The 20192-nt window shown below is 41.1% G+C and carries 20 protein-coding genes; 4 read left to right on the forward strand and 16 right to left on the reverse strand.

Features of this window, described 5'->3' with window-relative positions:
• Positions 1–48: 48 nt before the first annotated feature.
• Positions 49–279, forward strand: coding sequence for a sulfate permease (locus CBM15_RS03290; RefSeq protein ID WP_087615714.1), 231 nt, complete (start codon positions 49–51; stop codon positions 277–279).
• Between the two features lie 26 nt (positions 280–305).
• On the opposite strand, the gene CBM15_RS03295 is transcribed toward CBM15_RS03290, so the two are convergent.
• The 11 genes from CBM15_RS03295 to CBM15_RS03345 all read right to left on the reverse strand — a co-directional run bounded on the left by CBM15_RS03295 (position 306) and on the right by CBM15_RS03345 (position 12313).
• Complete coding sequence (locus CBM15_RS03295) at positions 306–1169, reverse strand: peptidylprolyl isomerase (RefSeq protein WP_087615715.1); 864 nt, start codon at positions 1167–1169, stop codon at positions 306–308.
• 17 nt (positions 1170–1186) lie between these two features.
• Positions 1187–1891 (reverse strand): DUF4956 domain-containing protein, encoded by a 705-nt coding sequence (locus CBM15_RS03300; RefSeq protein WP_087615716.1) that lies wholly within the window; start codon positions 1889–1891, stop codon positions 1187–1189.
• An 18-nt stretch (positions 1892–1909) separates the two neighbouring features.
• Complete coding sequence (locus CBM15_RS03305) at positions 1910–2614, reverse strand: polyphosphate polymerase domain-containing protein (protein ID WP_193433744.1); 705 nt, start codon at positions 2612–2614, stop codon at positions 1910–1912.
• Positions 2615–2616: 2 nt separating this feature from the next.
• On the reverse strand, positions 2617–4410 hold the full coding sequence (locus CBM15_RS03310) for a CotH kinase family protein (RefSeq protein ID WP_239835808.1): 1794 nt from the start codon (positions 4408–4410) through the stop codon (positions 2617–2619).
• 173 nt (positions 4411–4583) lie between these two features.
• Entirely contained in the window at positions 4584–5828 is a 1245-nt protein-coding gene (locus CBM15_RS03315) for a sensor histidine kinase (protein WP_087615718.1), read from the reverse strand.
• Positions 5821–6498 (reverse strand): response regulator transcription factor, encoded by a 678-nt coding sequence (locus tag CBM15_RS03320; protein ID WP_087615719.1) that lies wholly within the window; start codon positions 6496–6498, stop codon positions 5821–5823. Before CBM15_RS03320 ends, CBM15_RS03315 begins: the two co-directional genes overlap by 8 nt.
• A 121-nt stretch (positions 6499–6619) precedes the next feature.
• Positions 6620–8233, reverse strand: coding sequence for a long-chain fatty acid--CoA ligase (locus CBM15_RS03325; RefSeq protein WP_193433752.1), 1614 nt, complete (start codon positions 8231–8233; stop codon positions 6620–6622).
• A 271-nt stretch (positions 8234–8504) separates the two neighbouring features.
• A complete protein-coding gene (locus CBM15_RS03330; protein ID WP_087615721.1) occupies positions 8505–9455 on the reverse strand; it encodes an L-threonine 3-dehydrogenase in 951 nt (316 codons plus the stop codon).
• Positions 9456–9759: 304 nt separating this feature from the next.
• Complete coding sequence (locus tag CBM15_RS03335) at positions 9760–10080, reverse strand: YolD-like family protein (RefSeq protein ID WP_087615722.1); 321 nt, start codon at positions 10078–10080, stop codon at positions 9760–9762.
• A gap of 12 nt (positions 10081–10092) precedes the next feature.
• Positions 10093–11346, reverse strand: a complete 1254-nt coding sequence (locus CBM15_RS03340) for a Y-family DNA polymerase (RefSeq protein WP_087615723.1) — start codon at positions 11344–11346, stop codon at positions 10093–10095.
• 175 nt (positions 11347–11521) lie between these two features.
• The gene (locus CBM15_RS03345; RefSeq protein WP_087615724.1) at positions 11522–12313 is read right to left on the reverse strand and encodes a carbon-nitrogen family hydrolase; all 792 of its coding nucleotides are present in this window, start codon (positions 12311–12313) and stop codon (positions 11522–11524) included.
• A 151-nt stretch (positions 12314–12464) separates the two neighbouring features.
• On the opposite strand from CBM15_RS03345, the gene CBM15_RS03350 reads away from it, so the two are divergent.
• Entirely contained in the window at positions 12465–13649 is a 1185-nt protein-coding gene (locus CBM15_RS03350; RefSeq protein ID WP_087615725.1) for a pyridoxal phosphate-dependent aminotransferase, read from the forward strand.
• A gap of 242 nt (positions 13650–13891) precedes the next feature.
• On the opposite strand, the gene CBM15_RS03355 is transcribed toward CBM15_RS03350, so the two are convergent.
• From CBM15_RS03355 to CBM15_RS03370, 4 genes are all read right to left on the reverse strand, one after another.
• Positions 13892–15082, reverse strand: coding sequence for a glycine C-acetyltransferase (locus tag CBM15_RS03355; RefSeq protein WP_087615726.1), 1191 nt, complete (start codon positions 15080–15082; stop codon positions 13892–13894).
• A 58-nt stretch (positions 15083–15140) separates the two neighbouring features.
• Positions 15141–15758, reverse strand: a complete 618-nt coding sequence (locus tag CBM15_RS03360; protein WP_087615727.1) for a YczE/YyaS/YitT family protein — start codon at positions 15756–15758, stop codon at positions 15141–15143.
• Between the two features lie 17 nt (positions 15759–15775).
• The gene (gene ybaK, locus CBM15_RS03365; RefSeq protein WP_087615728.1) at positions 15776–16261 is read right to left on the reverse strand and encodes a Cys-tRNA(Pro) deacylase; all 486 of its coding nucleotides are present in this window, start codon (positions 16259–16261) and stop codon (positions 15776–15778) included.
• A gap of 126 nt (positions 16262–16387) precedes the next feature.
• Positions 16388–17002, reverse strand: a complete 615-nt coding sequence (locus CBM15_RS03370) for a hypothetical protein (protein ID WP_087615729.1) — start codon at positions 17000–17002, stop codon at positions 16388–16390.
• A 275-nt stretch (positions 17003–17277) separates the two neighbouring features.
• Here CBM15_RS03370 and CBM15_RS03375 point away from each other — a divergent pair, with 275 nt between their 5' ends.
• Entirely contained in the window at positions 17278–18138 is an 861-nt protein-coding gene (locus CBM15_RS03375; RefSeq protein ID WP_087615730.1) for an EAL domain-containing protein, read from the forward strand.
• A 66-nt stretch (positions 18139–18204) separates the two neighbouring features.
• Here CBM15_RS03375 and CBM15_RS03380 read toward each other — a convergent pair whose 3' ends face one another.
• Positions 18205–18837, reverse strand: a complete 633-nt coding sequence (locus tag CBM15_RS03380; protein WP_014824789.1) for a nitroreductase family protein — start codon at positions 18835–18837, stop codon at positions 18205–18207.
• A gap of 183 nt (positions 18838–19020) precedes the next feature.
• Between CBM15_RS03380 and CBM15_RS03385 the strand changes: the two genes are divergently transcribed.
• The gene (locus tag CBM15_RS03385) at positions 19021–19791 is read left to right on the forward strand and encodes an SDR family NAD(P)-dependent oxidoreductase (protein ID WP_087615731.1); all 771 of its coding nucleotides are present in this window, start codon (positions 19021–19023) and stop codon (positions 19789–19791) included.
• The last annotated feature ends 401 nt before the right edge of the window (positions 19792–20192 follow it).

Below are 20192 nucleotides of genomic sequence, written 5' to 3' on the forward strand. Positions count from 1 at the left end.
CCTTTATATGGTATCCTTTAATTAAATCCTAATTAGTGGAGGTTCAAAATGAATGTAAAGGACTTTTTTGCCGGTTTGTTTTTTATTGGACTGGCGGGTTATTTTATTTACGCATTAGTCGATAATATGCCGAACCTTTTTATTGAAAGTACAACTGCTTGGCAATATTTCGTTGCTTTCTTTCGAGTTGCACTGATCATTTTCCTCTTTAATCTTGGCCTAGCGTTGATTAAACGCTTTTTTAAAGGAAATACAGTTAAAAACGGGAACGCTCGTTAATATGCGTTCCCGTTTTTATTTTTCATTTACTCTTCTTCATTTAATGTTGCGCTAAATGCATCTTTAAAATCAGCATCTTTAATTTTAACGTGGGCTTCTTTCAACAAACGGGCTTCTACTGTTTCCCACTCTGTATTTGCAACTATTCGCTCTATCAATGTCTTTTTGATTTCTTCTTTTTGCTCTTCCAGTGAACCATAGTCTTTCCCTTCACGTTTATCTACTAGCTGAATAATTTCAAAGCCTAAAGTACTTTCCACCGGCTCTGATACTTCTCCAGTTTCTAACGCATATGCCGCATCTGCAAAAGTTGTCTCCATATCAGAAATTGACAGCCAGTCTAGATCGCCGCCGTTTTCAGCTGTTTCGCTATCCTGCGAGCTTTCTTTAGCAACCGATTCAAAATCGCTCCCTTCCGAAATCTGCTCATACAATTGCTGCGCCTCTTCTTCCGTCTCGACTAAAATGTGGCGTGTATGTAGCTCATATTTTCCTTGCTCATAATAGGTCTCGATTTCTTCTTCTGTTACTTCAACATCTTCCATCGCTTTTTGCTGGAGCAATTGGAAGCGTATTGTGTCCTTGAATGTTTCTTCTGTATAGCCATTCGTCGCCAAAGCCGATTCAAAGCTTTCTCCGTACATTTCTTTATACGTTTCGAGCTGTTCCTCTATTTCTTTGTCCGATACTTCATACTGATCCGTTAAAATTTTATCAATTACGACTTGTTCTAAAAGAGTTGTTCCGGCTATTTCTTTCATTTGCTCATAAAATCCGGATTTTGTAATATCCCCGTAAGCCGTTGTTGCGACAATCTCGTTATCTGTATTACCACATGCCGCCAACAAAAATGAAGCCGTCATTGTGATACCGATTAAAGTTTTTTTCATTAGTACACTCCTTGTTTTTAGGCTGTGAAGTTGCCGTCATAGCTTAACATTACCGCTGATGACACACCTTCTACTTTTGATAAAGTTGATACGAAAGCAGCATCGTTCCCTTTTAAGCGTACTTCATATGTGACTTCCATTTTTTCATCATTCATCACCGATTTTGATTTTAGTAAATAACGTTTTGAAGCTTCTCTCAACAATCTTTCAATTACTGCATTCGTTTCTTCATGCTCAAAACGTACTACAACTAAGTACGGATTTTCGATTACAATTTTATTTTGGAAAACAATGATGACTACTCCAATAATGACTGAACCGATTACCGCTAAAGGAATAAATCCTGCACCACATAAAATTCCGACTACTACTGACCAAAACAGGAATATTAAATCCATCGGATCTTTAATCGGTGTACGGAAACGAACGATTGATAATGCACCGACCATACCAAGTGATAATAAAACGTTTTGACTGATCCCCATAATGACAAGCGCTGTTGCCATAGCCATAATCATCAACGAAATATTGAACGAATGAGAGTACACAACGCCGTTAAATGTTTTCTTATATATGAAGTAAATAAACACACCTAATAAAAAGGCACTTGCCAGTCCGATCAATGCATCGATTAAAGAAAAACTGGACGTCTTTTCTAAGAAACTCGATTTAAAAATATCATCAAAATTGGTGATATTCGTTGCTGCTAATAATGTAAACACTTAAAATTCCTCCTATATTTAGCCGAACATGCGGCTTAACTGATATTTTGAGTACGCTTCATGGCGCGTATGAATGCCTTGCAGCAACATTTTAATAATTGCCGGCAAGTACTCGTCATACTTCACTTCCAAAATGACTTCATTTTGATCAAGTACATCGACCATTGGTAAGTTTTTGTCGAACATATCGGTATTGCGCAAGCTTGTCTGTACTTTGCAATCGAATGTTATACGCACATTGCCATGCTCATACAAGTAGGCTTCACGTTCATAGTCGACAACGGTCGTTGGTTTCAGGTGATAGAGTCTGATGTCTTTGTACAAATCTCGGATTAATGAACGCTCATCATCTTTCATCCATTCGAAATCATTTACACGCAATTGCTCAAATTCTTTTTTTGTCAGTGGACATTTAGATTTGTATGTCTGGTTATTGCGCTTCGATTTGCGCTCAAGATGAATAACCGCATCGCTTTTGTTGTATATTCGCACCCGGTATTTATCCCGGTTTAAAAAGCCTTCCTTCTTTTCGTTCATTACCTTATTGTCGAAGTTGTCGAAATAACAGGAACGGATGAGATAACGCCCGTTTGCATTTGCATGCGGATCGAGCTTCATCATATGACGCAGCTTCATTTTTAAAATTTGATAGTCTATATACGTAATCCCAAATTTCATTTCACTGCGGCCATTTGGATTATAGGATGTTTGTTTTCGCACCATGCTCACCCCTTTTTATATTTTCTTCTGCTTAGGATTACAACAGCACCGATTGCGATAATGACTGCTGCAAAGGAAGCTGCCAATATGATGATCGTTTGTTTTGAACTGCCTGTTGCCGCGTCGTTTGTATGTTGCTGCCCTGGCATACCATTCATTTGGGGCATGTTCTCGAAGTTTGGCATCTCACCGTTCATTTCCGGTGGGCCGCCTTGTGCTCCATTTTCTCCATTCGCGGGTAGCTGTCCATTTATTTGTGGACGATTACCGCTCCCTTGATTGGCATTCCCTTGCCCATTGTTCCCGAAATCCGGTAGGGCTTGGCCGTTCATTTCAGACATTTCGCCATTCATTTCACCGCCCGGGGCCCCGCCAAATCCTGATCCTGCACCTGATACACCTTCAATTTCACCGGCAAGTTGCTTTAGAATCGATTCGCTGCGCTGTTTTGCAAATTCTGGCAAGCTTTGTTCATCGCTCACTCCTGCCAGGAATTGCTCTGTCGTTGCAAATTTGGATGGATCCTCTTCTACTGCTTCCTGCAGCAAATCTTGTAATTTAGTTGTAATCGCAAGTACATTTTGTTCTGTTAAAATTTCAGCCGCTATTTTTTCTAAATAACCGTCATATAAAGCCCGCGCTTCTTCGTTCTCTAAAATAATTTTCAATAATGGACGTGCATCAACGGTTGTTCCCGATACAGGCTCCGTAATACTGAAATTAATATTGGAGTCGGTTATGATCGTTTCGTTAAGCATCATACCGCCACCTCCCATACCACCGTTTATCTGTGGCGGATTGTTTGTGGGTTCTTCTGTTTGTGCTTCGTTATTTTGCCCGGTATCGGCATTGACTTGCCCGTCCGGACGACCGCCCCCACCGCCAAATCCACCGAATGACATGTTATAATCCCATGGAATAACCGAGAATTGTCCATTTTCATCTTCATATAAATAGTAGTTATGCTTGAATGAGCCTTGATAACTGTCCATGCTGACAAGCGCCGTATTTAATGCGAAATAGCGTGCTGCCTCGTCAATATTTACCGAAGAGGTGTCACCCTCGCTAATTTCTTTCATCATGTTGATAATATTCGAATTTTTTTCAGCCGTTTTTTTGTTCATTTTTACTTCATCAAAAATTCCGGCGTAATCATCTGTATCATCCGATTTATAGGCTAAATCACTGCCATCGCCTTCTGGTTTAAAAATAAACCCTTCTGTCGATCCGAAATTTGTTTTCGCAAAGGCTTCTCCAATTTCTTCAACGGCAAGCATCAGTCCGTAATATTCACCATTCACAAGCACTTTTACATAAGAGTGTGCTGGTGTCACGATCCACAGTTGTTCCATCAGTTCGTATGAGACAAATTCCTTCATTTGTGTTGTATCTGAAAAGTTATTGTTTAAATTGATTTTCTCCAAACCGTAAAACGTCTGGTTCGTATCATATTGAGCAAAATCCACTTTTAGACTGTAACGCTCTGAATCGCTGTTCGCCACACTTGATAATGAGGAGTTCCCTTTTGCACGAACACCTACATTGTCATATGCTTCACCGTTAATCGTTACTTTTGCTTCCACATATTCCTCGGCAGTTGGATTGTCCAAAATTTTATTCCAGTTGCTGTCACTCACCGTTATTTCTACAACTGCGAGTTCATCTTCCTTAAATAACTGCTCTTTATAGTCATAGCCTGCTGTTGATTTTTCTACGTTAAAATACTTCAGCCCATAAACTGCAGCTATCACGACGGCAACCGTTAAAATAATTGGCACAACTAGCCATCTTGTACGCACTTTCAAAGTCATTCCTCCTTACAAACGTTACAATACAGAGGAAAAATGAAATGAAAATGAAAAAATAGTCCGGATAAATAAAAAAACTCAATTTTCCTCCAGAGAGAAAAGTTGAGTTTTTTGATTCATGTATTTTGTTTTGTTGCGGAAGACTTTTTAATAAGACTCCTCGCCTATTTTTGAACAATCGGCAATTCAACAGTAAATGCTGTCCCTTCGCCTAGCTCGCTTTTTACTGTAATTTGCCCGCCATGCAAATCAGTAATGACTTTTGCGATGGCAAGTCCGAGCCCCGTTCCTGATTTATTGCGTATTTTATCTGCCCGGTAAAACCTTTCGAAAATATGAGGCAAATCTTCCGCCGCAATGCCGATACCGGTATCTGCCACTTCGATTTTCACGAAGCTTGTTTCCTTATATGCGCGAACATGAACCGTACCTTCCGTTGTATAGGTCACTGCATTTTTCAATAAAATATAAAGCAGTTCCTCTACCAATATTTTATCCGCTTCAATCGTCAAATCCTCTTCAATATCGAGCTGAAATGATAGATGCTGCACCGTTTTGGCAAAGCGGCGTGTTCGCTGAATGAGTACTTTCGATAAATCCACTTCACTGATTGTCAACTGAATTTGATTTTGATCCGAACGTGTTAACGTAAGCAAACTTGAAAGCATGTCATTCATATAATTCGCTTCATTTTTCATATCATCCATCGTATCTGTTGGATAATCGGTTTCCTTTTGCTTCATCTGCGCTTCGAATAATTCCAGCGAGCTGTACAGTACGGCAAGCGGTGTCCGGAGCTCGTGAGAAGCATTTGCTACGAATTGGCGCTGTTGCTCATACGATGTCTGAATTGGTGCCATCGATTTTTTCACTAGGAAATAACTTAATATCCCGATGCCGATACTTGAAACAGTCAGCAGCATGATAAGTAAAATAAGCACGTTTTGTAACAGTTCTTCATATGTCGTGACATCTTGGCCAACTGCGATATAGCCTAATGTCTCCCCTTTCATGCGCACAGCCTGTGTCATGACGAGCAATGTTTCGCCTTCGTAGTCATATCGTTTAAACTGTTTCGTTTCTACCGGCGTTAAATTTCCCTGCAATACTTCATTGAATCCGGCATGCAGCTCTTCTCCGTACAAAATCTCCAGATCACGGTTAACGACATAAAAGAAGCTCACTTGATCGACTTCAAGTTCAAAACGCTGAGGAGGCTTCGGTGGTCCGTTATAAATATTGAAAAACTTATCGATATTGTTAGCCGCATAGCTTTCAACCATATTTTCCTGTACTTTGTTCAAAATTTGCGCAAAGGATATATAGAAAACAGTTAAAAACAGCACGAGAAAAACAAAATAGCTGATGGCATTCATCCATGTGAGGCGCATTTTTATTTTTCTAAACATCGCTGTCCCTCAATTTATAGCCAAGTCCGCGAATGCTTTGAATATAGGATGGCTCATCTTCCATATCTATTTTCTTGCGTACTAGACGGATGAGCGCTGCCAGCGTATTTGTATTGGCATTATCGTCAATGTCCCAAATATAGTCGATCATCTGTTCATGTGTCAGTACTTGTCCTCTGTTTTCAATTAAATATTCGAGCAGCAGAAATTCATTTTTCGTCAGGCTTGCTTCGAAATTCTCAATAAAAACGGTCCGCTTGTTTTTATTAAGCTTCAGCGAACCTACGCTGACTTCCTCTTCCACCATTTTGTTTTTCCGACGCAACAGTGCCCGGACTCTTGCGCGAAGCTCCTCCATTTTAAATGGCTTCACCATATAGTCATCCGCGCCATTATCCAATCCTTCGATAATGTCTTCCGTTGCATCTTTTGCCGTCAGCATTAAAATTCCGCCATCAAACCCTTTGCTCCGTGCATACCGGCACACTTCAATTCCTAAAGCTTCCGGCATCATCCAGTCGAGCACGAGCAGATCGTATTGATAGTAATCGATTAAATCCTTCGCTTCTGCCCCATCAAACACGGAATCAACCGCATAAAAATCGAGCTTCAATATTTTCGCGATGTTATCACACAATGTATGATCATCGTCTGCTACTAAAATTCGCAATTTGCGCACCTTCTTTAATTGAAATCAACTTGCCATTATTTTTGCACACCTTCCCTTTTTATTCTAGTAAAAATATAAAAAAGGAACGCCCGGCAATTCAGAGCGTTCCCATCATTTCAAATTACAGTTGAAGCTGTGGATAAATTTCATTCACATTTTCACGTAACTTCGCCTTTAAGAACTTCCCGACAGAAGTTTTCGGAATTTCCGTTAGGAAGACGATATCATCCGGCAGCCACCATTTTGCAAATTGGCCTCCTAAAAATGCTATAAGTTCCTCTTTTGTTGCATTGGTCCCCTCTTTCAAGACAACACATGCCAACGGACGCTCTTGCCATTTCGCGTGTGGAATAGCAATGACCGCCGCTTCAAATACCGCTTCATGCGACATAAGCGCATTTTCCAAATCAACGGATGAGATCCACTCACCACCGGATTTGATTAAATCTTTCGTTCGGTCTGTTATTTTAATGAATCCCTCTTTTGAACGAACCGCGATATCCCCTGTATACAGCCATCCATCAGAAAAGGCTTCCGCTGTACGTTCATCTTTATAATATTCCGCCGCAATCCATGGACCACGCAGACGCAGCTCGCCCATTGTTTCTCCGTCCCAAGGCACTTCACCGTTTTCATTGACGATGCTTGATTCAATTCCTGGAACCGTTAAGCCTTGCATTGCGCCTGTTTCAATTTTTTCATCCAATGACCATTCATTCATATGTGACATATCACGTGACATCGAAACAATCGGTGAAGTTTCCGTCATGCCGTATACCACAATATAGTTGATGCCCATTTCTTCGTACTTTTTAATAAGGCCTTTTGGTGAAGCCGATCCTCCACAGAAAATTTCCTGTAATGTGGATAAATCACGGGCTCTTTTTTCCTGTTCCTGCAATGCGCCAAGCCAGATTGTCGGTACACCCGCCGTTTTCGTTACATTGTACTGCTCAATGAAATCCAATATTAGGGCCGGGGTAAATTGAGGGCCGATCAATACTTGCGTAGCCCCTACATTCACTGCTGCAAACGGCATTCCCCAAGCGTTGACATGGAACATTGGAACAATCGGTAAAATCGTGTCACGTTCTGAAATTGCCATCGTATCCACCATTGAAATCGACATGGAGTGCAGCACGAGCGAACGATGTGTATACACAACCCCTTTTGGATTCCCTGTTGTCGCACTTGTATAGCACATGCTTGCCGGCGCATTTTCATCCAAATCTTCCGGGAATGCAAAGTTTTCATCTGCTTCTTCCAGCAATGCTTCATATGACAGTACATTCGGCAAAGTCGTTTCCGGCAATTCCCCATCCGCCATAATGATGTAATGCTCGATTGTTTTCAATTCCGATTGTACTTCCTCAATGAGCGGCACTAAATCTTCATCTATTAAAATTATTTTATCTCCCGCATGATTAATAATGTACGCAATATGTTCCGGTGACAGGCGAATATTGACCATATGCAAAATTGCACCTGCGCATGGAACCGCAAAATACGCTTCTAAATGGCGATGCTGATTCCAGGCAAATGACGCGATTTTATCACCGCGCTCCATGCCCAGCTTTGTTAATGAGTGCGCTAGCTTTCTTGTACGCTTTACCCATTGCCCGTATGTAAGGCGATGAACCTTCTTTTCACTTGTACGTGAAATAATTTCTTTGTGTGCATAATACGTTTCTGCACGCTTGACCATATCTGTTAGAACGAGTGGTGTTTGCATCATCATTATATATTTCCCCCTTTTATGAGGCACTATCTTTACCGGCAATCCCCATTACCAATAAAACGCCTCCTAATTTCTCCCACAATATCATTTTAATATAATATACTGAAAAATGAAAATATTTCGTCAATAATGCAGCGATTTCATTTTACTAGAGAAACGAATATTACAGAATTTTGCTTTTAGGGTCTCCCACATCGAGGCTTTCCACAGGCACCTATATAAAAAAGCGAGTGAACTGCTTTTCAACAGTTTCACTCGCTTCTATAAGTTAAATCGCGTTTTGTGCTAATCGTACTTTTAGTTTTTCCAGCATATCGAGCGTCATTTTTTCCAGATCGTAGTTAGCTTTGAAGCCCCATTCTTCAATCGCTGCCGATGAGTCGATTGCATTTGGCCAGCTGTCCGCAATTGCCTGACGGATCGGATCGACATCATAACCCATTGTGAAGCTTGGAATATGCTTTTTAATTTCGGCTGCAATTTGTGACGGCTCAAAGCTCATCGCCGAAATATTAAATGCATTGCGGTGCACAAGCTTTGCAGGGTCTGCTTCCATTAAATCAACAATAGCCTGCAGTGCATCCGGCATATACATCATATCCATATACGTACCTTCCGCAATATACGATGTGTAGCGTCCTTCCAAGATTGCTTTATAATAAATATCTACCGCATAGTCCGTCGTTCCTCCACCAGGTGGCGTCACATACGAAATCAGCCCCGGGAAACGGACACCCCGTGTATCCAGCCCAAAGCGTGTGTAGTAGTAGTCGCATAACAATTCGCCTGCTACTTTATTGACACCGTACATCGTTGTTGGACGTTGCAGTGTATCTTGTGGTGTATTGTCCTTTGGCGTAGAAGGACCAAATGCGCCGATTGAGCTTGGCGTAAAAAACTGCATATCAAGTTCACGCGCCACTTCAAGTGCATTCATTAAACCGCCCATATTTAAATTCCAGGCGAAAACTGGATTTTTTTCTGCTGTTGCCGAGAGTAATGCAGCCATGTGTATCATCGTGTCTGCACCAAAATCATGGGCAAGTGTGTGCATGCGTTTCCCATCTGTTACATCCAATACTTCAAATGGACCTTCATGCTGATCAATCTTTCGAATATCTGTTGCCAATACATTATCTGTGCCATACGTATGACGTAATTTCTCTACTAATTCCGAACCAATTTGACCCAAAGCACCGGTCACCATAATTTTCTTCACGCTGAAGCCTCCCTATCCTTTAAAAGACAATTTTCAGCCTGTTACCGCTGAATATACCGTCTATTATTTCTCATCTATTAAAACAAATGTCCTTGTGGAAAATACATAGAACCATCCGTAAAACTTGATGTTCAAACATTTTCATGAAATTCATTATATGGTGTTCTTTTCTAAAAAACAATATTTAAAAAAATATTCTTTTTCAGCAATACATTTGTACGTGTGAAATATTCGAATAGTGAAATTGCTTTTATATGGGTGGTTCTCGTTGTAAAATTGAGAGAAATTAAATTCTCCTGAAAGTCTACTCATCTAAGAGCGCTTCATAAATATGGTGGAACTGAATTCTTTCGCTGTTTGCCAGCTTGACGTATTGTTCGTGGATGTTGATTTTTTGAATTGCTCCGGAAACTGTATAAAGGCCTGTTTGCTCCCATACTTTTAGTTGGATCGGGCAATGCTCTGTGTAGGCTCGCTGCAGATTGATGTTAATTTGTTCTAACTGGGCTTCGTCGAGTTGGGGTTGGGTAACAATTGTGTCCTCTTCCTGCCATTCACGCAATAGTTGGACATGCTCCGGCAGCATCATTGCGTTCCATTTAATTGCTCCTCTATCTTTGTTCATCGCCTTCACTCCTTATTGTTTATGCCCGCCTACTAATTTAGCCCGTGTCAGTGCAGTACCTGCTTCCGTATAGGAAACAGCACGCAAAATCGCTGTTGTTCCGTATTTTGTACGTAAACGGTCCATCGTTTCTCCGAGCTTGCGGTTGCGCCACCTCATCTCATCAAACAGACTGAGCTGCATCGAATATTCACTTTCAATATTGCTTAATGTAATCGTAACTTTGCGCGCCGGTCGTTCTGCATAAAATTCGTCGAGCAGCTGCTTGCACACTTCGAAAATTTTCATTGTATCGTTTGTCGGCTCATCGATTGTGCGGGAACGATGAAATCCGCCTCCGAAGGCATCTTTACTGTAGCTAAGCCCTAATGAAATCGTCCGCCCGATTTTTTTCGCTTCCCGCGCCCGCCTTGCCACGTCTTCACACATTTCCAGCAATACGACTAAAATTTCATTTCGGCTGCGATAATCGCGCATAAGCATTTGGCCTTTCCCGAAGCTGATCTGCCCTTGCATAATCGGTGCTCCGACTGTCGAATGATCGATTCCCCATGCGTGGTAATAAAGCTGGTTGCCCAGAACACCGAAGCGCTTTTCAAGTAACGCTAAATCGGCATGCGCCAAATCATAGACAGAGTAAATCCCCATATGGTTCAGCGTTCTTTCCGTTCGGCTACCGATGCCCCACATTGTAGATAGCGGCATGATCGGCCACAGTTTTTCCGGTACATCATTATATGTCCATTTCGCAAATCCCGTCTTTTTTGCTTCGATGTCGAGCGCCAGTTTTGCCATCAGCATATTTGGGCCAAAACCGACTGCACAGGGAATTTCAAATTGATTGTAAACGAGCTGCTGAATGTATTTTGCCGTTTCTTCGGGCGGTCCCCATAACTTTTCTGTTCCGGTTAAATCGATAAAACTCTCGTCGACGCTATATACATGAATGGCCTCTTTTGGAACGAACTCATTGAACAGACGTGTAATTTCCATTGATATGCGAATAAATAACGACATCCGCGGCTCAAAAAGGCGAATATCCGGATGTGGCGGGATTTCGTATAATCGCGAACCTGTGCGAATATTAAAGCGCTTTTTCATCGGAGGGGACGCTGCAAGCACAACACTTCCCTTTTGCTGAAAATTTCCGACAATCGCAATCGGGACTTCCATTACATTTAAATTTTCAACCGATGCAATACAGCTTGCATAAAAACTGCGCATATCAATACAAATAATCGAACGTTCCGGCGCATTTTCATACATAAAGCTCATCTCCTTATATCGAACGTTTGTTCTTATATTAAAATGAGACGTGTGAGATGGCAAGTGGAAAGTAGTGGTTGTTTTGGTTGTTAGGGATTTTTTTCCGGTATGAAAGAGTTATTTTGCTGCTTAATGCAAAAAAGCGCACTGGCATTATCCAGTACGCTTCTAAAATTTATTCTTTTATTACTTTTTCATAAAGACCTGGACGGCGATCTTCGTATACAGGGATGCGGCCGCGCACTTCATCGACCGTTGAAAAATCAACGTCAATAATCGCCAGCTCCTCATCGTCTGCACCTGTCCAAAGTACCTCACCCCATGGCCCGATAATCATTGACTGACCATTAAAGTTTTCCACTTTACGGGCAATACGATTTACCGCAACGACGAAGCACTGGTTTTCAATTGCTCGCGCCTGCAGTAAAATTTTCCAGTGATCAATACGTGGTGTCGGCCATTGCGCTGGTACGAACAGCACCTTGGCACCATCCAATGCATGAGAACGCAGCCATTCCGGGAAGCGAATATCATAGCAAATTGCTCCGCCTGCTTCGAGCTCGCCTAATGCGAAACGGTTCATATCACTGCCTGATTCCAAATACAGATGCTCATCCATTAAGCGGAACAAATGCACTTTACTGTACTCGCCGACTAGTTCGCCATCGCGATTATACGTGTACATTGTATTGTAAAACTTATCATCACGCTTCACCGATACCGATCCGCCTACAATATGTACCGCCAATTCTTTTGAAAGACTGCTTAAAAATGCTTTTGTACGTTCACCATTTTCGTCTGCCAGCTCTTCCAGTTTTTCGAGCGCATAGCCCGTATTCCACATTTCCGGCAATACGACAATTTCAGCACCGCCTGCTACCGCTTCGCGAATAAATTTCTCCGCGCGTTCATAGTTTTCATCTACCTTGCCAAAACCAACATTCAACTGAATACAACCAATTTTCATAACTGCCACCGCCTTAAAAATTCCGTGAGAATCAATTTTCGCTTATTCGTACTCATTGTAACATCTCACTTCAAGTTGTCAAAATCTTCGCTTTACTTCAGTGAAGTTTTAGACTAACATTAACCTTACTATTTTTCAGAGGTGATAAAAAATGATTGAATTCTCGAAAAAGCTGCAACAGTTACCACAACAGTTTTTCGCAGCACTTGTAAACAAAGTAAATGAAGCGCTTGCTGAAGGGCGCGATGTCATTAATTTAGGTCAGGGAAATCCGGACCAGCCGACACCGGCACATATTGTTGAAGCACTGCAAATTGCGGCAAACGACCCGCAAACACATAAATATTCCCCATTCCGCGGTATTGAAGAGCTCAAGCAAGCGGCTGCAGATTTTTACAAACGTGAATATAATGTCGATATTGATCCTGCTACAGAAGTGGCTGTCCTTGGCGGAACAAAAATCGGTTTAGTCGAACTTCCGCTTGGACTCCTGAATCCTGGCGATTATATGCTCCTCCCAGATCCAGGTTATCCGGATTACTTATCCGGTGTCGCACTTGCAGATGTAAAGTTTGATACGATGCCGCTTCAAGAGGAAAATCACTTTTTGCCAGACTATGAAGCATTGTCAGCAGATATTAAACAACGGGCAAAATTGATGTATTTAAACTATCCGAACAACCCGACTGGCGGTGTCGCAACGCATGAATTTTTTGAACAGACCGTACAGTTAGCTAAAGAAAATAACATTGCGGTTGCCCATGACTTCGCTTACGGGGCACTAGGCTTTGATGGTGAGCGCCCGCCAAGCTTCCTGCAGGCACCCGGTGCAAAAGAAGTCGGCATTGAGCTTTATACATTGTCAAAATCGTACAATATGGCAGGCTGGCGCATCGGCTTTGCTGTCGGTAATGCAAAAATGATTGAAGCGATCAATATTATTCAGGACCATCTGTTTTGCAGCCAGTTCCCTGCTATTCAGCATGCAGCGGCCGTTGCACTGAACGAGGAGCAAACTTGTGTACAGGAGCTCCGTGCATTATATGAGCGTCGTCGTAATGTACTCGTTGAAGAGGCTCATAAAATCGGCTGGGAAATTACAGCTCCGAAAGGCTCGTTTTTCGCATGGCTCCCTGTACCTGCACCATATACAAGCGAGCTATTTGCCGACTTTTTGCTGGAAAGAGCGGATATTGCCGTTGCAGCCGGTAATGGGTTTGGTGAATACGGTGAAGGTTATATTCGGATCGGGCTGCTCGTCGATGAAGATCGTTTGCGCGAAGCAATACAGCGTGTCGCAAAGCTTGGTCTGTTTGTGGAGACAGTTTTGAAATAACTTTTCATTGTATGATTCAACTATTGGAAATGCGGTGTTTTATTCGCCGCATTTTTGTTTTAATCCTCAGTTTTGACTCAGTAATCCTCAACCATTACTTAATAATCCTCACTTGCTCTCATTTAATCCTCAGTCTCTATTTTATAATCCTCAGCATGCACTAAATAATCCTCAATTCCATTTTTAATCCTCAAATCACAAAAAACTCAGCACCATAAAAACAGTGCTGAGCTTTACATCGTTTATTTAATTACTTCTAACTCGCGGCCTACTTTTTCGTAAATCGCTAATGCTTCATCGAGCATTTCTTTCGTATGTGCCGCTGTTGGCATATTGCGCACGCGGCCTGTTCCTTTTGGTACTGTCGGGAACACGATTGCTTTTGCGTACACACCTTCTTCGAGTAAACGTTTCGAGAATTGTTGTGTCAGCTTTTCTTCGCCGATAATACATGGTGTAATCGGTGTTTCCGATTCACCGATATTAAAGCCAAGTTTTGCAAGGCCGTCTTTTAAATACTGACCGTTTTCCCAAAGCTTGTCATGCAGCTCTGTTGATTCCATAATCATCTCTACAGCACGCGTAATAGCCGCAACATCCCCTGGTGGTAATGCTGTTGAGAATAAAAACGGACGAGATCGAACTTTTAGCCAGTCGATCAGATTTTTCTTCCCTGCCACATAGCCGCCAACAACACCGATTGCTTTTGACAATGTACCGATTTGGAAGTCGATATCGTGTTGCAGACCGAAATGCTTCACTGTTCCGGCACCTTTACCTGTAACGCCTGAACCGTGTGCATCGTCTACATACGTAATCAAATCAAATTCTTTTGCGATTTCCACGATTTCCGGAAGCTTGGCAATATCGCCGTCCATCGAGAAAACGCCATCTGTAATGACCATTACTTTATTGTATAGGCCTGATTCTGTTGCATCTTTTGCTTTTGCACGTAAATCATCCATATCCGCATGGGCAAACGGAATAATTTTTGCTTTTGATAAACGGCAGCCGTCGATAATTGAAGCATGGTTTAAAGCATCCGATAATATTGCATCATTTTTGTCCATAACAGCAGAAATTGCCGCCATATTACAGTTGAAGCCTGATTGATAGCTAATTGCTGCTTCTGTACCTTTAAACTTTGCTAATGTTTCTTCCAGTTTTACATGTAGATCAAGTGTGCCGTTAATTGTACGAACAGCACCAGCACCGACACCGTATGAAGCGATCGTGTCTTGAGCGATCTTTTTCAGCTCATCGTTTGTCGCCAAACCTAAATAGTTGTTTGATGACAGGTTTACAAGCTGTTTGCCTCCAACTTTGATAATCGGGCCGTTTGCTCCTTCTACCGGATCGATTTCGTTGTATAAACCTTGTGCTTGTAGTGCCAGTAAGTTTTCATCTAAAAAGGTATTTAATACGTTTGACATGCGCGTTCATCCTTTCGATATCTATTTCCACTATATTTTAGCACAGAGGGGGAATTTTTTATGTAAGCGGCTCTCCGATTATTTCCTCAAGCTTTCTTTTAAAGAAAAACAGTGAAGGCTGAATGACATAACCTGTGCCGAGCGCTAAAATAACTGTCCCAAAACCAACAGGACCACCAAGCAGCCAGCCGGCACCAGTCGCAAATACTTCCATAACAAGCCGCCCTGTTTTCACAGAATAGCCTTTACTCGCAATAATCATCATAATCGTGTCACGCGGGCCTTCGCCAAGACTTGCCGCAATATACAGCGCGCAGCCAATGCTCATCACAAAAAAGCCGGCTGTAAAATACGTAAGTTCCAGTATAAAAATACTTGTCTCTGGCAGGAGCCAGTTGAACAAATCGATAAATGAACCGATAAACAGCATATTTAAAAACGTCGCAAGCTTCGGGATGCGTTTTAAATAAATCGATGTCCCGATAATAATCGTCAGACCCGTTAAAATGGACCAGGAACCGATCGTCAACCCAATTTGCTTGTAAAGACCAATATGGAAAACATCCCATGGTGCGGTACCGACAACATTGCCTTTAATCGTCATCGTGATACCAAGCGCCATGATCATCATTCCTACAAAAAAACTTCCCCATTGCCACTTAAATTTTTTCGACACAACAATCCTTCTTTCTATCAAGAGACAATCGATGCAAATTGCCCGTTCGTTGCCTGTTGTAAATCTTCCGGTGCAAGCTTAATCTGCATCCCGATTTTTCCGGCACTGACAATTATATAGTCAAGTGCAGTCGCCGCTTCCTCAATAATTGTTGGAAACAGCTTTTTCATCCCGATTGGCGAGCAGCCTCCCCGAATATAACCGGTCAATCCAAGCAGCTCTTTTACGGGCAGCATCTCAATTTTCTTTTGCCCTACCACTTTTGCGGCAGCCTTTAAATTCAGTTCCGCATCGACCGGGATAACGAAAACAAAATAATTGCCCTTTCCTGCAGTGGCAACCAATGTTTTATAAACATGTTCGACAGGCTGGCCAATTTTCCCGGCAACAGTCAATCCATCCACCGCTTCCCCGTCATTGATTGTATATTCAAAAATTTCATATGCGATTTTTTTTTGCTCAATTAAACGAACTGCATTCGTCTTTGCCTGCTTCTTCGCCAAAAAGACCACTCCATATTCTAAACTTTGGAAATATTATACCACTGAATGATTTGCTAAGTGCTGCTTAATGCAATTTTATAATTTACTTAAATGAAAAAAACCCACTCCATATGAGCGGGCTTATTGTCATGCAATTTGGGAAAAAACCGATTCCTCTGTCAAACGGTAACCGTTATTCACCATTGCAATATGAGCGCTGTATTTTTGTGAAGCTATGTTGAAGGAACGCTGAAATAATCGCTTTTCCAACTCTTGACCAAATACGGTTTGCTCATCTGGATTACGTGCAAAATCTTGTTGGAACTTTTCCGGTATTGTAAAAGAAAGATTTTCGTTCGACAACGGAATTGCTTCGTCGTCTTGTTCTTGCTTTGTAAGTTCTTTTTGAGTGTTTGCCGGCTTTTGCGGAATGGAGGTTGAAACATTTGCTGCTGTAAGTAAATCTTGAGATGAAGGGACAGCTGATGCTAGATGCACATTATCCGGTGTTGGTGTTTGTGAATACGTGATGTCAGTTGGCACTGCAAGGTTTTCTGCCTGATTGGCATTGTCGTTTTTCAACAAATCTTTTTCTGTTTTACCGGAAAGAAGGTTTTCAAGCACCTTCAGTAGCGGGTTTTTACTTGGATCCGTATATTGTGCATGCTTTTTATATACTTCGCCTGCCTCTTTGCGAAGCTGGGAACGTCTTCTTTCATCTAACTCTGAACTAAAGCCTGATGCAAAGCTAGAAATCTTCATATCTTCTTCACCCCTTTTGTAAAAGTTGCATTAATTTTTAATTAATATATCAACATATACCGCTTTTATATAGAAGATATTCAACAATTGTTCATATTCAGAACTTTCCTACCAACCTGTTCTGCATTATTCACCTATAAAATGGACTATCTGTTCATTAATTTTAAGTACCCATTACCTATAATGAAAAACCAATCTTTACACCGCCTTTATAATGCCAAAACAATTGCTGTTTACAATTAAGAATCATAAATAACTTCAGGTAGGAGCATTCCATGAAAACTTTAGTAAATTCAAAACCGAACTATCCGGTCGACTTCAAGGAAATGATGCAGCGGTTTCTGTTAAAGAGCAAATTGATCCGCCATCTATCCCAGTCAATAGCATTGAAAAATATCATTGCACAAGAAGCGATGAATACATATTTCCAGCCTATTTATGATGTGAAAAGCAACACGACATTTGGTTTTGAAGCATTGAATCGTCCGATGGCACTGAAGCTTTTCCAATCGGCCGATATTTTCTATGAATTTGTTGGACAAACGGATAAAGTATTTCTGTTTGAGTGTTTTTGCCGTAATCTTTCGCTCGTGCGCTATCATAAAAAATGGCTCAATTACAATAGGAAAAAGGATTTCACGTTGTTTATCAACATACATCCGAATGTTTTGCTCGATAAAAATTATCATAGCGGTGAAACGAGAGCTTTGCTGGAAAAATTGAATATTTCCCCTGAGCAGGTCGTTTTCGAATTGACGGAGCGCAGTGCTGTCGGGGACTTCGAAGAGTTTGCACGGGTCCTTTCCCACTACCGGTCACAAGGCTATCGCATTGCGGTGGATGATGTCGGTTCCGGCTACAATAGTTTAAAAACATTAATTTACTTAAAGCCAGAATTTATAAAACTGGATCGCTCACTAATTCAAAATATCGATCAGCATAAAGCACAGCAGCAGCTTTTAACGGTCATTTTAAATTATGCGATTGAATCGGGGACAAAGGTAATTGCTGAAGGCATTGAAACAAAATCGGAATATGAATTTATCCAATCAGTTGGCGTGCATTATGCTCAGGGCTATGCAATCGGACGCCCTCATGTAGATTTAATAGAAGGAAAAAATCCTTGCTATGAATGAAGTTCGGCAATATAAAATAGGCGACTGAATTATCCAAAATGGAGTTCAGCCGCCAAACTTTATTAATCAATACCCATTGAAATTCACAAATTCCCCGACCGGTTTACGGTAACCACGGGCACGTACTTTATCAACACTTTTCCCAATCGTAATCATCATAATCGGCTCTAAATGATCCGGAATATTGAACTCTTTTCTTAGTTCATCGACATTATGGACATGCATTGGACATGTATCGAATCCGTAATGCTTGGCGCTCAGCATAAAGAGCATGGCGTGAATACCGGCATTGCGCACTAATTCTAAATTCAATTCATGCGGATTGTTTTTTAAGCCGTCACTATACCCTTTAATCAATTCCATCGTCATATCGTACTCCACTTCATCCATCATCTTCAGCATTTTTAATGGACTGTAGATTCTTTCGACTTCCGGCATTTCAATGCTGTTCTTATTGCCCATAACAATCACAACACCGCTTGCTGTATGGATTTTATATTGGTTGTAGCTTAATTCTTTTACTCTTTCCTTCTTCTCTTGATCTGTAATGACCAGGTAATTCGTAAACTGCAGGTTGTATGCGCTTGGAGCCATTTTTGTCAGCTCAAATATATTTTTAAAATCTTCTTCTGTCATTTGTTCAGTTTCTATAAAGTTCATTGCGGAATGGCGAGATTTTACTAAGTCTTCAAAGTTCATATTGTGCTACCTCTTCCTTGTATATTTACTTCAAATTAAAATATCTTTATTTCGAGATAAATTTACCATATTATGATTTTAGTTGTCAATAATTTCATTTCTTTTAATCGGTTGAGAAATAATAGAAAGTCCATACTTTCTATAGGCAATTCAATAAGTTTAAAGAAACAGGAGATGCAGAATATGAAATTTGAAAACAAAATTATTATTGTCACAGGTGCTGCAGGAGGTATCGGTAAAGAGGTTGTAAGAAAACTGGTTAATGAAAAAGCAAAAGTTGTCTTGGTCGATCTAAACGAAGATGCGATTAAAGCCGTTCAAACAGAACTTTCACTTACAGATGAAAACAGCTTAATTGTAAAAGCCGATGTGTCAAAAGAAGACAATGTAAAAAACTATGTGGATCAAACGATCTCGAAATTCGGCCGGATCGACGGCTTTGTGAATAACGCTGGTGTAGAAGGCCCCGCAAAACCCCTTGAAGAAATTACAGAAAAAGAATTCGACTTTGTATATGGCATTAATGTAAAAGGTGTTCTTTTCGGCCTTAAATATGTACTGCCGGTAATGAAAGAACAAAAAACCGGTTCTATTGTTAATACTTCATCAGTAGCTGGCTTAATCGGTTCTCCAAGTATGGCACTATATAATTCATCTAAACATGCAGTAATGGGTCTTAATAAGGTAGCCGCTTTAGAAGCAGCAGCGTATAATGTTCGTGTAAATACGGTAAATCCAGGTGTGATCAATACACAAATGATGCGTAAAATTGAAGCAAATGTTGCGCCGGGCGCTGCAGAGGCAGCTCAAGCAGCATACAATGATGCTGTACCGATGAAACGCTATGGTGAACCGGAAGAAGTAGCAAATGTTATTGCTTTCTTACTTTCTGATGAAGCTTCATATGTAAGTTCATCTTCTTTCACGATAGATGGCGCATTATATAATGTTTAAATTTAAAGAAAAGGAAAGAGGTTGGGACAGAAGTAGAAATTTCATTAAATAAGGAGAAAATCCTTATTAAGAAACAGATATTTTATAAAATTGATTGGAATGGAGGGCGACTCCTGCGGGAATAGCGTGACGCTTGAGACTAGGAACAAAAGCTAAGAACGCCACGTCCTGTGGCAACGCTTTTGTGACCAACATCCTGTTGGCCTCACGCACGAGGAAAGCGTCCCAAAATGGAAATCAATTTTTACGCTCAGCAAAAATGCCATTTTTCTCTCAGAGAAAAATGGCATTTTGGATTATATCCCCTCCTCTTTTTCCCATTTAAATTACAAAAACTTTTTTATCTCCATCAAAACCCGTCACTCCTGCCACCGCAAGTTATATATGTTAATATAAAATCG

This window comes from Solibacillus kalamii, assembly GCF_002174535.1.
Taxonomy (GTDB): Bacteria; Bacillota; Bacilli; order Bacillales_A; family Planococcaceae; genus Solibacillus; species Solibacillus silvestris.

Excerpts from the sequence above, each read along its gene's own strand:
- CBM15_RS03290 (WP_087615714.1), top strand. The coding sequence starts at position 49 with ATGAATGTAAAGGACTTTTTTGCCGGTTTGTTTTTTATTGGACTGGCG.
- CBM15_RS03295 (WP_087615715.1), bottom strand. The coding sequence starts at position 1,169 with ATGAAAAAAACTTTAATCGGTATCACAATGACGGCTTCATTTTTGTTG.
- CBM15_RS03305 (WP_193433744.1), bottom strand. The coding sequence starts at position 2,614 with ATGGTGCGAAAACAAACATCCTATAATCCAAATGGCCGCAGTGAAATG.
- CBM15_RS03315 (WP_087615718.1), bottom strand. The coding sequence starts at position 5,828 with ATGTTTAGAAAAATAAAAATGCGCCTCACATGGATGAATGCCATCAGC.
- CBM15_RS03325 (WP_193433752.1), bottom strand. The coding sequence starts at position 8,233 with ATGATGCAAACACCACTCGTTCTAACAGATATGGTCAAGCGTGCAGAA.
- CBM15_RS03335 (WP_087615722.1), bottom strand. The coding sequence starts at position 10,080 with ATGAACAAAGATAGAGGAGCAATTAAATGGAACGCAATGATGCTGCCG.
- CBM15_RS03340 (WP_087615723.1), bottom strand. The coding sequence starts at position 11,346 with ATGTATGAAAATGCGCCGGAACGTTCGATTATTTGTATTGATATGCGC.
- CBM15_RS03345 (WP_087615724.1), bottom strand. The coding sequence starts at position 12,313 with ATGAAAATTGGTTGTATTCAGTTGAATGTTGGTTTTGGCAAGGTAGAT.
- CBM15_RS03350 (WP_087615725.1), top strand. The coding sequence starts at position 12,465 with ATGATTGAATTCTCGAAAAAGCTGCAACAGTTACCACAACAGTTTTTC.
- CBM15_RS03355 (WP_087615726.1), bottom strand. The coding sequence starts at position 15,082 with ATGTCAAACGTATTAAATACCTTTTTAGATGAAAACTTACTGGCACTA.
- CBM15_RS03370 (WP_087615729.1), bottom strand. The coding sequence starts at position 17,002 with ATGAAGATTTCTAGCTTTGCATCAGGCTTTAGTTCAGAGTTAGATGAA.
- CBM15_RS03375 (WP_087615730.1), top strand. The coding sequence starts at position 17,278 with ATGAAAACTTTAGTAAATTCAAAACCGAACTATCCGGTCGACTTCAAG.
- CBM15_RS03380 (WP_014824789.1), bottom strand. The coding sequence starts at position 18,837 with ATGAACTTTGAAGACTTAGTAAAATCTCGCCATTCCGCAATGAACTTT.
- CBM15_RS03385 (WP_087615731.1), top strand. The coding sequence starts at position 19,021 with ATGAAATTTGAAAACAAAATTATTATTGTCACAGGTGCTGCAGGAGGT.